15 protein-coding genes and 1 tRNA gene are annotated in these 13,765 nt (G+C 31.5%); 10 read left to right on the top strand and 6 right to left on the bottom strand.

Annotated elements, in window-relative coordinates:
* Positions 1–12 precede the first annotated feature (12 nt).
* On the top strand, positions 13–480 hold the full coding sequence (locus GXM16_RS03545; RefSeq protein ID WP_163392774.1) for a hypothetical protein: 468 nt from the start codon (positions 13–15) through the stop codon (positions 478–480).
* Here the strand turns inward: GXM16_RS03545 and GXM16_RS03540 are convergent, their stop codons facing one another.
* Positions 481–888, bottom strand: coding sequence for a DoxX family protein (locus GXM16_RS03540; protein ID WP_163392772.1), 408 nt, complete (start codon positions 886–888; stop codon positions 481–483).
* Between the two features lie 270 nt (positions 889–1,158).
* Between GXM16_RS03540 and GXM16_RS03535 the strand changes: the two genes are divergently transcribed.
* From GXM16_RS03535 to GXM16_RS03520, 4 genes are all read left to right on the top strand, one after another.
* Entirely contained in the window at positions 1,159–1,566 is a 408-nt protein-coding gene (locus GXM16_RS03535; protein ID WP_163392771.1) for a hypothetical protein, read from the top strand.
* Between the two features lie 33 nt (positions 1,567–1,599).
* Complete coding sequence (locus tag GXM16_RS03530) at positions 1,600–2,853, top strand: hypothetical protein (protein ID WP_163392769.1); 1,254 nt, start codon at positions 1,600–1,602, stop codon at positions 2,851–2,853.
* A 682-nt stretch (positions 2,854–3,535) separates the two neighbouring features.
* Positions 3,536–4,171, top strand: coding sequence for a hypothetical protein (locus GXM16_RS03525; RefSeq protein ID WP_163392767.1), 636 nt, complete (start codon positions 3,536–3,538; stop codon positions 4,169–4,171).
* Between the two features lie 93 nt (positions 4,172–4,264).
* Positions 4,265–5,491 carry a TMEM143 family protein gene (locus GXM16_RS03520; RefSeq protein WP_163392765.1) on the top strand — a complete coding sequence of 409 codons (1,227 nt, stop codon included), beginning with the start codon at positions 4,265–4,267 and terminating at the stop codon, positions 5,489–5,491.
* 592 nt (positions 5,492–6,083) lie between these two features.
* Here GXM16_RS03520 and GXM16_RS03515 read toward each other — a convergent pair.
* Complete coding sequence (locus tag GXM16_RS03515; RefSeq protein ID WP_163392763.1) at positions 6,084–6,629, bottom strand: DUF4494 domain-containing protein; 546 nt, start codon at positions 6,627–6,629, stop codon at positions 6,084–6,086.
* Between the two features lie 164 nt (positions 6,630–6,793).
* On the opposite strand from GXM16_RS03515, the gene GXM16_RS03510 reads away from it, so the two are divergent.
* The 5 genes from GXM16_RS03510 to GXM16_RS03490 all read left to right on the top strand — a co-directional run bounded on the left by GXM16_RS03510 (position 6,794) and on the right by GXM16_RS03490 (position 9,390).
* Positions 6,794–7,258, top strand: a complete 465-nt coding sequence (locus tag GXM16_RS03510) for an Mpo1 family 2-hydroxy fatty acid dioxygenase (RefSeq protein ID WP_163392761.1) — start codon at positions 6,794–6,796, stop codon at positions 7,256–7,258.
* Between the two features lie 25 nt (positions 7,259–7,283).
* Positions 7,284–7,763: a DinB family protein gene (locus GXM16_RS03505; RefSeq protein WP_163392759.1), complete on the top strand. Its 480-nt coding sequence runs from the start codon at positions 7,284–7,286 to the stop codon at positions 7,761–7,763.
* Positions 7,764–7,788: 25 nt separating this feature from the next.
* Positions 7,789–8,535, top strand: coding sequence for a hypothetical protein (locus GXM16_RS03500; RefSeq protein ID WP_163392757.1), 747 nt, complete (start codon positions 7,789–7,791; stop codon positions 8,533–8,535).
* Positions 8,536–8,559: 24 nt separating this feature from the next.
* Entirely contained in the window at positions 8,560–8,715 is a 156-nt protein-coding gene (locus tag GXM16_RS03495; RefSeq protein ID WP_163392755.1) for a hypothetical protein, read from the top strand.
* A gap of 351 nt (positions 8,716–9,066) precedes the next feature.
* Positions 9,067–9,390 (top strand): hypothetical protein, encoded by a 324-nt coding sequence (locus GXM16_RS03490; protein ID WP_163392753.1) that lies wholly within the window; start codon positions 9,067–9,069, stop codon positions 9,388–9,390.
* A 120-nt stretch (positions 9,391–9,510) separates the two neighbouring features.
* On the opposite strand, the gene GXM16_RS03485 is transcribed toward GXM16_RS03490, so the two are convergent.
* The 4 genes from GXM16_RS03485 to ftsA all read right to left on the bottom strand — a co-directional run bounded on the left by GXM16_RS03485 (position 9,511) and on the right by ftsA (position 13,759).
* Positions 9,511–9,584 (bottom strand) — tRNA-Arg (locus GXM16_RS03485).
* 58 nt (positions 9,585–9,642) lie between these two features.
* Positions 9,643–10,092, bottom strand: a complete 450-nt coding sequence (locus tag GXM16_RS03480; RefSeq protein ID WP_163392751.1) for a GatB/YqeY domain-containing protein — start codon at positions 10,090–10,092, stop codon at positions 9,643–9,645.
* A gap of 199 nt (positions 10,093–10,291) precedes the next feature.
* Positions 10,292–12,274: a cell division protein FtsZ gene (gene ftsZ, locus GXM16_RS03475; RefSeq protein WP_163392748.1), complete on the bottom strand. Its 1,983-nt coding sequence runs from the start codon at positions 12,272–12,274 to the stop codon at positions 10,292–10,294.
* A 75-nt stretch (positions 12,275–12,349) separates the two neighbouring features.
* On the bottom strand, positions 12,350–13,759 hold the full coding sequence (gene ftsA / locus GXM16_RS03470) for a cell division protein FtsA (RefSeq protein ID WP_163392746.1): 1,410 nt from the start codon (positions 13,757–13,759) through the stop codon (positions 12,350–12,352).
* Positions 13,760–13,765: the final 6 nt, after the last annotated feature.

The following is a 13,765-nucleotide window of genomic DNA, read 5'->3' as shown; positions in this document are numbered from 1 at the left end:
AAAAAAAGGATAATGAACTGGATAATTCAACATAGCGAAAGACTAAAATTTCACACTAATTTAAAAGAAATATTAAACCCAGTTTTAGCTGACATTAAATCATATAACTGGTTAATTAGTGATGTTGAATTTATCTCTGATAAATATTTATCAATTAATCATGAAGAAGATTTTTTTATTCTTTCAAATGAAAATTTCCATGAGATTCTTAACTCTGAAACGCAAATAATTTGGGGAGTGATTTGTGGTTTTCCAAAAAATCAGGAAATCATAATTGATAAAAATAATTTGCCCTATACTGAAGAAAATGATTCAATTTGGGAAAATGGAAAATTTCAAGTCGAAAATGCCGTTATTGAGATAAACGCTTTTGACAGTACATATACAATCATCAAATTCAAAAATAAAATACTATCGGAAAAATTCAAACAGTATTTTGATGAAGCCATTCCTTTAAACAAATTTATATCCAGATTATAACTATTTCTTCCTAAACAAAGTTCCAGTAGACCACAACGCTAAAAAAATCAAAACTGGCTGAAAAAATAGCCGGATTAATCGAGCCTGATCAGTGTCAAGACCAAAAGCGGAAGTTCCATTTACATATTGCGCAATGTTCCCGGGAAAAATTAAAATATAAAATACAGCAAGTGCAATTCCGACTTTAGTTTTATACTTCGTCAAAAACAGCATTGCCAGACCCAATATGATTTCAACGATTCCCGAAAGTATCACCACTAAATCCTTACTAAGAGGAATCCAATTAGGAACCTGTGCCTGAAAATCATCTCTTTGAAAAGTTAAATGTCCTATTCCGGCTGTAATCATAAATAATCCGAGAAATATTCTAACGAAATTTTGAAGTTTTGATGTGTTTGTGTTTTCCATACTTAAGATATTTTTTATATTTATTTTATGCCTATAAATTCTACACAAATTTAAACATCAACTAAGTCAGATATTTACAAGCTTACTTAGATTTATTATTTTATATCCATGCAAAAACATTTTCAAAATAGGACACTCTTTTTCAATAATTAAAACACTCATTACAAACAAATTAATTTATTTTACATACTAAATACCGTACAAATACTTGTTCTTATTTTTTCTAAATGTAGTAATCTTGTTGAACAAAATACATTAATTTTAAAATTTATGGCAATAGAAAATTACTTTATTGGAAAAGATAAAAAAGAAGTCTTTATAACTGTTACGGTTTCTACACATGGTATTGCTGTGACTGAAATAAAGTTAATTATTAATGGCAGTATATATAATAAAGGAGCGTCATCAAATGGAGCCGGATTAGTTAGTAAAACTAGTTTGGGCTTTGCTTCACAATTAGACGGAGGTACTATAAAAATTGAAACTGACATCGTACTTACTAAAATTCCTAAAACTGCCTGGGGAAGTTGCTTTGAGAATTTACAGATTCATTATTATTTAGAAGGTGGAGAATCAAATCAAAAAAATCCATTTGAATTACTTCCTGCTGAAAAAAAGAAAAGTACTAGTGGAGAAACTATAATCGCAACTAAAAAAATCAACTTATTAAGCAGGTAAGAAATCAAATTCAAAGGACAAATATTAACTCATATGAAAAATCTTCTAATTATAGTATTGCTGTGGTGTACGTTTTCACTACAAGCGCAAAATATTGAACTTAAAGATTTAAAAAACCTAAACACTCCGGGATTTCAAATCCTTGATATAGCTCCAAGTAATATAGACAGACCTTCTAACCCGAAGGCATTTGCTGCAAGTATAATGAGCCTTACTAACAATGGGACGGCGATTCCTAAAAATTTTGCATTAGAAGTAACTCCTTATTGGTATTTTAAACCTAAAAATGCTAATGTTTTCCAATATTTAAATATAAAAGATGAAACAGGCAAAGCAAATACATTCACAGGTATATTTAATAAAATGAGTATTTCTTTAGCTTCTGTTTTTAATGATTCTACCTCCGGCAGTTTGATTAAAAATACAAACTATATAGCCTTTGGTGTAAAAACAAATCTTATTACATACAGAAGCGAAAAACAAAATCAAAAATTAAAAACTGCTTTGGCTAATTTTTCTGAAAGAATAATAAACTTACGCCCAAATCAAAAAGATGTTGATGCTCTCGAAATAGAATTAAACAGGATAGATAATAAAATCAGAGAAATATATACACAATTAAAAAATGAAGATGATAACACTTTAAAGGACAGCATTAACACAGAATATCAAAACGCAATTGCAAACAGAGCACTTCTTCAAAAAAAAATGGATGATTTTGAAAATCAGGCTCCTGATTTATTAGAAGAAAACATCAAAAAAGATACTCTTATTCAAAATTATTTAAAAGAATTAGATGACCTTCCTTTAATTCAGGTTGATTTAGCATTTGCTTATTCAGAAGCATTTCCAGATAATACAACAAAAAACAAACGTTTTAACAGAAGTGGTTTATGGATGAATGCTGCAGTGAATGCCTTTAGTGTAGATAAGACTGAATTAAATGATAATTTAGCTTTCATATTATGCACCAGATTTATACGTGATAATTTACCGGAAGAAGGTTCTTTAGATGTATTTAAGCGGATAAACGCATTTGATTTAGGTTTTAAATTAGAATATTCTATCAAAGATTTATCCATTTCGTATGAATATATAAAAAGAGATTACTCAGACAAAAGTAATTTAAATAGTGAACGAAAGGTGGGGACAATACAATATAAAATAAGTGACGGATTATTTATAACCGGTGCATATGGAACTAATTTCGGAATTGATAAAAACATTTTTACCCTATTTGGAATAAATTATGGATTTGGGAAATCGTCATTAAATTCCAATAATTAATATAAAAAATAGATTTTAATATTTTAGATAAAAATTTAGTGGAATTGTTTATGAAAATTTTCATCAATGATTTTTGAAAATAGCAAAACTGCATGAAGTAATAAATTAATATTATTTTTTATTTTTTTTACAAAAACAGGTATTTATACGTATAGCCAGAATCAAAATTAGTTCTATTCTTGCAAAGAATAATTTTAACCATCATTTTTAGTTAATCCGCAAGGAATTGTAAATGAAGAACTTTTTTTGGAATAATTAGTGAGATTTAAATCCGTAAAAAGATTAAAATCTCATTTTTTATTTTAACCCTGTATAACAAACTAACTTTCAGTTTATTACAAAATAACATTCTCGGTTTTTTTGTTATTCTTTGCAATCATCTTTAAATTACGATAGATTTTTCTCTAAGTACACACTCTCTTTTGTAATGGCTTCTATTAACAAATCCAGAAATTTGCTATAGCCGTTTTCAATCTTTTATTATAATTCGTTTTTATAAACCAGAACCAGGCTGTAAATATTTACCTTTCTGTCTTCGCTACAGCAAAATATTCGTGTACAAGGCAGTTTCACGAAGAAAATTAAGTGTTAAAAACATCAATTATGAGTTGATTTTTATAGCTTTGCAAAAAGCCACATTTTCCAAATACTTTTAAAAAAACAAATTATAATTCCTAACACCATGCGATCTATCATTTCGACATTTTTATTTTTAATATTTGCCTGTTCAAATTCTCACGCACAACTTAGTTCTGATAAAATATTTGAAAGTTTTAAACAGGGAGAGCGTACAAATTGCTCCTCAATTGCTTTCATCAAAGCTTCCTTAAATATTTATGGATTAGACAATCTTTTTATTACTGAAAAAATAAATGACAGTTTATATCAGATAACATTAAAAAATAATGCTACGTTTAAACTAAAAACCGATGAGTTAAATAAAGCTGAATTCTCTGCCGGATTTGTATTCATTAAAACCAATGAGGACAGTAAAAAAATAACAGACTATGCAGTATTGACTTATGCTGTGATGGCAAAATACAAGCAAATTTTAGACAAGGAGAAAACTTTTGACAAAGCTCTTGAAGATTTAGAAGATGGTGAAATACACACCCCAACTATTTATAAATATTTAGGATTTCAAAAGGGCAAGCATGTACAAGAGTTAAAACGCCTTTCAGGAAGTGAATTTTGTGGAGTTGTGGCATGGTCAAATGCCCATGCTGTTTTTGTTTGTGAAGATTTTATGGATTATTATGGCAACAAAAAAAGTTTGTGGGATAAGTATCCGGGGCGTTTCAGAATATTAAAATCATAAACTAAACTTTATTCACTACCACTCACAAAAATCAAATTCCGGGTGGTATTTTTGTATTTCCAGGATACCACTAAATTAAGTCTCAAAATTCATATGACACGAGAACATTATATTCCCTTTAACAAGGAATTTTTACTCGATCAAACAGCTGCTTTCGCAGAAGATCAAAAAAAAGTGGAAGATTTTAAAAAGCTATTCGACATTATCGAACATTATTATCATCATGAAGCTTTTAATCTTAATCGAAACCTCAAACAAAACTATGCCTTATTCGATCCGGATTTGAGCGAGGAAGAACGCAAAGGGTATATTGGAAAAAGTGATTTTTCGACCTTTAAAAAAACGCTTCTAAAAGTCCTGGAAAATGGCAACTACAGGCGTGTAGAGCAGGAAGTGTTAGATAAAGCCTTTAAGGATTCTGATTTAATTGGTTTAAAACTTGCAATAGATTTAAATGCATTTAAAGATTATGAACTATATGTTCGCGGTCAACACAAAACAAAAGAAAAAATTACAAAATATATTTTCTGGAAGAAGGAAATAGAAATTGAGTACTATGACCGCGTTATGATTTACCTCAATTATAACGAAGCAGATTATCTGACAAAGAAAAAAGTAAAACTAGGAAAAGTACCTGTAGATCCAGGATCAATTGTATTGAAAATCTTTAAGCGCGTTCCTAAAAATGACCTAGAAACAATTTTCCCAAATGCAATTCCCAAAATGTCCGCAACTGACAAACTTTTGCTTTGGGTTCCGGGAATTTTTGGAGGCGTTTCATTATTAAGTGCCAAAGTCATTCCGGCTTTGATTAATATGTATGAGGCTTATCAGACAGGTGAAGCCATTGATTTATTAAACAGTAAAACCTCCTTAAATCAGGGATTAATTGCATTGGGAATTTTATCTGCCTATTGTTTTCGCCAATACAATAATTTTATAAACAAGAAGATAAGATATTCTAAAATGCTTTCGGACAGTTTGTATTTTAAAAATCTGGGAAATAATAGCGGCGCTTTTTATTCGCTTTTAAATTCATCAGAAGAAGAAATATTGAAGGAAACTATTTTGGCCTACACTTTTTTACACAAAAGTAAGAATCCATTAACCGCTGAAGAGCTTGACAATCAAATAGAATCCTGGTTTAAAACTACACTTAACGCCAATCTGGATTTTGATGTAAAAGATGCGTTATTAAAATTAAAAAATATCGGTCTTGGAATAGAAAACAATAACAAATGGGAAGTCATTCCGCTTGAGAAATCCCTAATAAAAATTGATCAATTATGGGATGAAGCCTTTGATTATTATCAAAAATAATCTTTACATCACTAAAATCCAAGCTTTAAACTATCTTAATTTTTTTATTGAAAATTTTCAATTACAAATCATTTTTAGTCCTGTAATGATATAATATTTTAACAAATAAAATCCAAACGCCTCAATTTATAAATTACGCAAAACACTTGAATAAAAAAATAAGTATTTTGTCGATTTATTTTGCATTTCATCGATTTATTTGTAATATTGGGCAGTTAAAAAATTTAATCTTTTTTATTAAACAAACATTTTTATATGTAAATTTTATTCTTTTTATGAATAACATAAATTAATTATCATATTAAAAGTTAAAATAATTTTTTTTAAATAATTTATTAACAATTTGGTTAAGATTTGAAAAAATAAAATATTATGACAAAAAAAATGCTTCTTAGCCTTTGGATTTCGTTTCTTTTAGTAACTATTTGTATTCTAATTTTAGAAAAGTGGATTCATTCTGGCTATTGAAAAATTATATCATCTTAAACTAATTTTGAAAAACCTATCCTAACATAACATTAAGTGCTTACTAAAACTAATAAAAGAAAAAGAGAACCATAGAGTCCTCTTTTCTTTTATTTTTTTATTAATCTTATTCAGTTTCTGCTTCAATAAAATTTTCTTCTGTTTCACCTGCAACTACTAAGTCAGGTCTGGATGCCTTAAGCGAATTGAACCTTTCTAATTGTTCCAACTCTTCTTCTTCTCCACTGAAATAAGGGAAAACATCCATAATCGGTGATTCTGAAATTGCTGGAATAGTATAATCACCCATTGTATTTTTCATAACTGCAACAGTGTTATCATAAGCCTCTTTTACGTCATTTGCCTGAACCAGTAAATACATATTCGTCTTACGCTCTTTTCCGCTTTCTTCATCAAAAGCAATTAAGGAAACTTTTGATTTAAACCAACGGTCTGCATTTTCAAAAGGATGAATTTCTGCATAATTTGCCACTTTTATATTCGTAATTTTAAATTCTTCGCTTACATATGCCTTCATTTCTTCATTAATTCTGCTTTCAGCTTCTGTGTAAGATATAGCATCTACCAAATAAGGCTCTGTTGTAACCTTTTGTGATCCGATATCATCCGTTTTTCTGTATTTTACTTTACATTCGTACCAAATTGCGCTCATTTCTTTTTGTATTTTTTAAGGAAGTCAAAGATATATTTTCAAAGAAAAAAAATCGTTTATTCGAAAAATAGATATTCACAATTTTATAATAGCAATAGATTTTAAAACTGACTCAAAAACTCAAAAATATTTAATAGCTTTGATATAATCCTAAATTACAAAAAATGAGAACATTAGATCAATGGTTTGAAGAATATGCTGTTAGTCATCAAAACCCAAAAAACAAAGCGATACATTATATCTGTGTTCCTGCGATTTATTTCTCCATTGTTGGTTTATTGATGAGTATCCCTAGTAATTTCATTTCCAAGACGCTATCACTCAATGTTCCGATAATAGAAAATTGGGCAGCTGTTGTATTGATTTTTGTACTTATCTTTTACATCAGGTTATCAATTACTATGGCTGTCAAAATTGCTGTTTTTTCAGCTATTTGTCTGATTGCAAATTATTACATTGGCCAGGTTTTACCCCTATGGATGTTTTCTGTTGGTGTTTTTGTTATTGCATGGATTGGGCAATTCTATGGACATAACATTGAAGGAAAAAAACCGTCTTTCCTTAAAGATATACAGTTTTTAATGATCGGTCCTGCCTGGGTTGTGGATAATTTGTTTTCTAAGAAATAATTCTGGTAATATTTAATATTTAGCTATGGAATTTATATCTGTATATTCTAAAGAGCAATATGAATATATAAAAGAATCACGAGAAGTATTGTTCGAATTTTGCAAAACAATTTCTCCAGAGGATTTTGTGAACCAGAATTCTTCATTTGGCCGTGGCGGAAGCATTAGAAATCTATTAGTTCATATTACAAACACCTATCAATATTGGATTGCAAACCTTGCCTTGAAGAAAAATGTAATCTATTCTGAATACGAAAATTTCAAAACAATACAGGATGTAATTATATTGTTTACTACTGTAGATGATTTTATGTTCGAATTCATTTCAAAAATGGATTATTTTGGCGATGAAATATCATACAAAATACAAAATGTCAAACATTCAACAAAACCTATTAGGCTTTTTAGCCATGTAATTACCCATGAATACCATCACAAAGGACAAATATTATCTTTAAGCAGACACTTAGGATATATCCCTGTTGATACCGATATTATGAGATAATTATTTCACATAAAATGATTCGTAAATGAAAATAGAAAATAAGGAAATCAAAATTGAGAGCTATGACATTTTCACTTATCGACGAATCCGGCGTGCAATTGGCTATTTAGGGATCAGTTTACCAATATTACTGGTTGTTTTGTCTTTCATATCTTTTTTTCAAACTCCTCTTCAACATTCAATAAGTCACTATTATTATACAAATCTGAGGGAAATTTTTACCGGAGCCTTATGTGCTGTTGGTTTATTTTTGATTTGCTATAAAGGTCATGGAAATATTTCAATCCTAAAAAACGACAACTTATTAACCAATATTGCCGGAGTTACGGCTTTAGGTGTTGCTTTAGTACCAACAAACCCTGAAGTCGCATCAGATAAGATTTACACACTGATTCCGTACTCAGAAAAATGGATGGGATGGCTTCATTATGGATTTGCCGCTTTATTGTTTTTAATATTTGCTTTACTTGCTATTAATGTCTTTACAATTAGTCACGAAAACAAAATACCTTTATCTAAAAGCATTTTGAACGAAAACAATATTTACCGATTTTGCGGTTATTCGATATTGCTATTCATTGTTATGGTGCCAATAGCAGAAAAACTCCATCTGTTTCCTTATTCTACATTAGTTTTTGAAGCGCTTTCTCTTTTTGCTTTTGGAACTGCCTGGCTAATTAAGGGCCGTGCTCTGGGAGATAAAGGAATCATTGGCCAGAAATTGTATCAGGAAAACAATCCGATAGATACTGAAAAAGTTTTTGAGGAATAAAAAACAATTATTAAACTTAGAATTATGAGTTGGGACATCATTTTATTTAATTCATCACAAAAAATTAATTCGATCGAAGAAATTGATGAGCAAGCATTCATCCAGACAGATTTCGATAGTATTATATCAGAATATTTTGGTTCAAAAGAAGGAGAGGAAATTAAAGAAATTGATTCTTAAATAGATTTTTACACCGACGACGCACCAGTTAGCAACAAAATGATTTCGCTGTATAGCGAAAAAGCATTATTTGAAATAGCAAAACTTGCAAAAATTCAAAACTGGCAGATTTACGACACTAGTTTAAGCAAAATGCTAGATCTGGAAAACGCTTCACAAAATGGATTTGCTAATTTTCAAAACTACCTGCAAAAGGTTCTGAATAATAAATGAATTTATTTTACAATATCTTACTTTTAAAAACAGAAAATCCTAACCCAGAGGAAAGCGACATCCTTTTGTGGCAGTCCCGATAGCTACCGTTGAATTTACAATTCTTTTTTTGAATCCTATATATGTAGTCTCCCTGTATTGTTAGCAGTAAATCTAAATATAGAACTCGATGCCATTGTAGCTTTTACTTTAGCAGCTATTCCTGAATTATCTACTGTAGCTATAACTGCGTTACCTGAGGTAAAATTCACACTAAACTCTCCTGTGACACTTGCACCCAGCCCTGTTAGAATTCCCGGAAGATCTTACATTTCATTTATTATCAAAATCATATCCTGTATAATTTACGATAGTGTATCCATTAACATATTTACCTGTAGTGAGAGTTCCGGTAAATACAACCGATTCCATTACAGCACCACCCGTTATAATTGGATTGACCGATACATCAAGCCAATTTAGTGTCTGTAATTTCTAATCAGAAATACTGACAGCACAAAAAAACAAAAATTTCGAGAATAATTTTCGAATCATAAAAAAGCCTGCAAAACATACACTTTGCAGGCTTTAATTTTTTCATAGTGACCACGGAGGGGTTCGAACCCCCAACCCTCAGAGCCGAAATCTGATATTCTATCCAGTTGAACTACGTGGTCTTTATTTTATTTAGATTTATGATTTTAGAGTTCGGATAATCAAACTCTTAAATTATATTTATGAAAGTAATTTCTTTACAATTGTAGAAATTGTCTTTCCTTCAGCTGTTCCTCCCAACTGGGCAGATGCTAATCCCATTACTTTGCCCATTGACGCAATTCCTGAAGCCCCTGTTTCTGCAATGATTTTTGCTATCACAGCTTCTACTTCTTCTTCGCTTAACTGAGCCGGTAAAAACTTTTCAATTACAGCAACCTGAGCCAATTCTGGTTCAGCTAAATCAGGACGGTTTTGTTCAGTAAAAATTCTTGCGCTTTCTTTACGAGTTTTTACTAATCTCTGAAGCAGTTTTATTTCTTCATCTTCAGTTAATTCTTCTTTAGATCCTGATGATGTCGATGCTAATAATAATTCAGATTTAACAGCTCTTAAAGCTTCTAAAGCCACTGTATCTTTTGCTTTCATGGCAGTTTTAATCTCGTCCATGATTTGTGCTTGTAAACTCATCTTTTATTTTTATTTAGATAAGCACTGCTTATCATTACTATAGTAATTTGATTGTTTTTGACTTTATTGGTACTAATAATTGATTCGCTTTAAAAACTGTTCAAAAAAGTCAAATTTTAAATTCTGTGCGAAGATAAAAAAAATAACCCGAAAATTAAATCCAATTTTCGGGCTATCCAAATATTATGATTTTTTAAGACTAATCTACGTTGTCGTGTAGGAATGAATTATTTGAACGCAATTGCAAGTCATTATTACTGTCTGTTCCGACCGAAATTCTTGAATTGGTATTATTAGATTGTGAATTCGACAAATCGATCCCCAATCTTTTATAGGCTGGTTCTTTTTCAAGTTCATCGATTCTCGAAACATTATTATGGAATTTATAATTAAATTCTTTTAGTTTCTTCCTTCTTTCTTCAGCTCTTAAACGTAATGTTTCCTCAATTGTTAATTCCATTGGAGAAACATTCGAAGTGGTTGAAAAGTCAGGTTCGCTGGCAAACTCAACCCTTGGCTTCAATGTGATATTTAATTCCTCTGGAACTACATCTTCTACCACTTTTTCTACTGGTTTTGAAGCAACTAATTCATTTTCAACTTCCATATATTCTTCTAAAGAATATTTTATGATTCCATTTTCAGAAAGCTCTGTTACCGGCACAAATGAAACTGGCTCATTAACTTTTATATTACGGGTTTCGTTTGTCAATTCGAACAAAATTTTATTATCCTCAACAACTGGTTCTTTTTTTACTTCTGGCTCAGCTCTAAAAAGAGGTAAATCAAATGAAAAAGTAGTCTGTTCCTGTTTCTCAAAAGTTCTTTGTGGGGCTAATTGAGTTTCCTGAAAAGATTGTACCTCAGGAGTTGAAATAGTAAAATCGATATCTGTAATAGGCGAAACAATTTCAAAAGTAACATCAAGATTTTTGATGAACTCAGACATTACTACTAACTCCTCCTGATTGATAGTTGGAGCAACCGCAACTGGAGTTATCGGAGTTGGTATAGCTGAAGCAACCGTATCTTCCATCAAATCAAAAACAACTTTTGGCTCAGTTGGAGGGGTTGATGTTTCTGCATTCAAATCAAAGGAAGTAAGAGGTCTGTTTGTTAAATTATGAACACTTCTTTGTTCATCTTCTAGTGTATGAATGATTTTTTTAGGCTCTGTATTTACGATTTCGTTCTGTTGCTCAACATCAAAACCAGTTGCAATAATAGTTACAGCAATAGCTTCACCAAGAGTTTCGTCTTCACCAACCCCCATAATGATATTAGCATTATAACCTGCTTCTGCCTGAATATGGTCATTGATTTCTCCAATTTCGTCAAGAGTAATTTCATCAGACCCAGAAACGATAAGCAACAATACGTTTTTGGCTCCTGTAATTTTATTGTCATTTAATAACGGAGAATCCAATGCTGAAACAATAGCCTCTTTAGCTCTGTTTTCACCCGAAGCGACAGAAGATCCCATGATAGCTGTTCCACTATTTGACAAAACAGTTTTAGCATCACGTAAATCTATATTTTGGGTATAGTGGTGTGTGATTACTTCAGCAATACCTCTTGAGGCTGTTGCCAAAACTTCATCCGCTTTAGAGAATCCGGCTTTGAAACCAAGATTTCCGTACACTTCCCTTAACTTGTTATTATTGATTACAATTAGTGAATCTACTTGCTTACGTAACTTTTCAATTCCTAAAAGCGCTTGTTCCTGACGTACTTTACCTTCAAACTGAAAAGGAATTGTTACGATACCAACAGTCAAAATTTCTCTTTCTTTTGCTAATTGTGCAATTACCGGAGCAGCACCTGTACCTGTTCCACCCCCCATACCAGCGGTAATAAATACCATCTTTGTATTGCGGTCTAACATTTTTTCTATATCAGCAATACTTTCAATAGCAGATTGTTGTCCTACATCAGGATTAGCTCCAGCTCCAAGACCTTCTGTTAAATTTACTCCTAACTGAATTTTGTTTGGAACAGAACTGTTTTGCAATGCTTGTGAATCTGTATTACAAACGATAAAATCAACCCCCTTTATTCCCTGCTGGAACATGTGGTTAATAGCGTTACTTCCGCCCCCTCCTACACCTATTACTTTGATTACATTTGATTGGTTTTTTGGTAAATCAAATGAAATACTTCCAAATTCTGAGTTGCTCATCATCTTTTTGGTTTTGAAATTCTTATTTAATACATTTTTTACTTCTTGACTTGGGGCCAATAGTAATTTTCCTTTTCTTTATTCTGCGTTGTCTAAAAATTCTTTGATTTTATCGACATATCTATCAAAAAATGACCTTCTGATTTTAGTTTCTGTAGACTCCTCGACAGCAACATTAGTTCTAACTTCTCTTGGCTCTTCAACCGTCTCAACTCTTTCAACGTAGTTTTCTTCAACTTCGTATCGCTGTTGAGTTACTGGAGGAACATTTTTGTAAACCACTCTTGGCTGCTCATTTACAACCTCCATTCTAACAGCACTTTGAGTACTATTTTCAATACTATTCATAACCAGTCCGACTGCTGTTGCAAATAATGGGCTGGAAATTTCTTCGCTGGAGTTACCTGCTAAATGTTCGTTTGGATATCCAATTCTGGTATCCATACCAGTGATATATTCTACTAACTGCTTAATGTGTTTTAACTGAGCACCTCCACCAGTAAGAACAATTCCGGCAATTAATTTTTTACGCGGATCCTCGTGCCCGTAAGCTTTAATTTCAGCAAAAACCTGTTCAATTATTTCTACTACACGTGCATGAATAATTTTAGATAGATTTTTAAGCGAAATCTCTTTTGGCTCCCTTCCTCTTAAACCCGGAATAGAAACGATTTCGTTATCTTTATTTTCTCCCGGCCAGGCCGATCCGAATTTTATTTTTAAAAGCTCAGCCTGTTTTTCAATAATCGAACATCCTTCTTTTATGTCTTCTGTAATTACATTTCCTCCAAAAGGAATAACAGCAGTGTGTCGAATAATTCCATCTTTAAAAATGGCTAAATCTGTTGTTCCTCCACCAATATCGATAAGTGCAACACCTGCTTCTTTTTCTTCCTGACTTAAAACAGCGTCTGCTGAAGCTAATGGTTCTAATGTTAATCCTGATAATTCAATTCCTGAACTCTGAATACATCTTCCAACATTTCTGATTGATGATGCCTGTCCTACTACAACGTGAAAACTAGATTCCAGTCTCCCGCCATACATCCCGATTGGTTCTTTTATTTCAGATTGTCCGTCAATTTTGAATTCCTGCGGCAAAACATGAATAATTTCTTCACCCGGCAACATGGCCAGTTTATTTACCTGATCAATTAAAAGCTGAATATCTTTTTCGCCAATTACTTCTTCCGGATTATTACGGCTAATGTAATCTGTATGCTGAATACTTCTGATGTGCTGTCCGGCAATACCCACAACCACATCTTTAATTTTGTAACCTGAATTTGCTTCGGCTTCAAGAATAGCTTGCTGAATTGACTGAATAGTTTGTGTAATATTATTTACTACACCCCTTGCCACACCTAAACTTTTGGATTTACCAATACCCAGGATTTCTAATTTTCCGTACTCATTCTTCTTGCCTATCATGGCAACTATCTTGGTTGTTCCAATATCTAGACCTACTGCAATGTTATCTTTTTCCATTTTCTA

Source organism: Flavobacterium limi (assembly GCF_010645075.1).
Classification (GTDB): Bacteria; Bacteroidota; Bacteroidia; order Flavobacteriales; family Flavobacteriaceae; genus Flavobacterium; species Flavobacterium limi.
Note: the sequence above shows the minus strand (reverse complement) of the source record. Positions and strands in the feature narration are given on the sequence as shown.

Bases quoted from the DNA above. Each gene is read 5' to 3' on its own strand.
- GXM16_RS03515 (WP_163392763.1), bottom strand. From the start codon at position 6,629: ATGAGCGCAATTTGGTACGAATGTAAAGTAAAATACAGAAAAACGGAT.
- GXM16_RS03505 (WP_163392759.1), top strand. From the start codon at position 7,284: ATGGAATTTATATCTGTATATTCTAAAGAGCAATATGAATATATAAAA.
- ftsZ (WP_163392748.1), bottom strand. From the start codon at position 12,274: ATGATGAGCAACTCAGAATTTGGAAGTATTTCATTTGATTTACCAAAA.
- GXM16_RS03500 (WP_163392757.1), top strand. From the start codon at position 7,789: ATGAAAATAGAAAATAAGGAAATCAAAATTGAGAGCTATGACATTTTC.
- GXM16_RS03520 (WP_163392765.1), top strand. From the start codon at position 4,265: ATGACACGAGAACATTATATTCCCTTTAACAAGGAATTTTTACTCGAT.
- GXM16_RS03545 (WP_163392774.1), top strand. From the start codon at position 13: ATGAACTGGATAATTCAACATAGCGAAAGACTAAAATTTCACACTAAT.
- GXM16_RS03495 (WP_163392755.1), top strand. From the start codon at position 8,560: ATGAGTTGGGACATCATTTTATTTAATTCATCACAAAAAATTAATTCG.
- GXM16_RS03530 (WP_163392769.1), top strand. From the start codon at position 1,600: ATGAAAAATCTTCTAATTATAGTATTGCTGTGGTGTACGTTTTCACTA.
- ftsA (WP_163392746.1), bottom strand. From the start codon at position 13,759: ATGGAAAAAGATAACATTGCAGTAGGTCTAGATATTGGAACAACCAAG.
- GXM16_RS03535 (WP_163392771.1), top strand. From the start codon at position 1,159: ATGGCAATAGAAAATTACTTTATTGGAAAAGATAAAAAAGAAGTCTTT.
- GXM16_RS03525 (WP_163392767.1), top strand. From the start codon at position 3,536: ATGCGATCTATCATTTCGACATTTTTATTTTTAATATTTGCCTGTTCA.
- GXM16_RS03540 (WP_163392772.1), bottom strand. From the start codon at position 888: ATGGAAAACACAAACACATCAAAACTTCAAAATTTCGTTAGAATATTT.
- GXM16_RS03480 (WP_163392751.1), bottom strand. From the start codon at position 10,092: ATGAGTTTACAAGCACAAATCATGGACGAGATTAAAACTGCCATGAAA.
- GXM16_RS03510 (WP_163392761.1), top strand. From the start codon at position 6,794: ATGAGAACATTAGATCAATGGTTTGAAGAATATGCTGTTAGTCATCAA.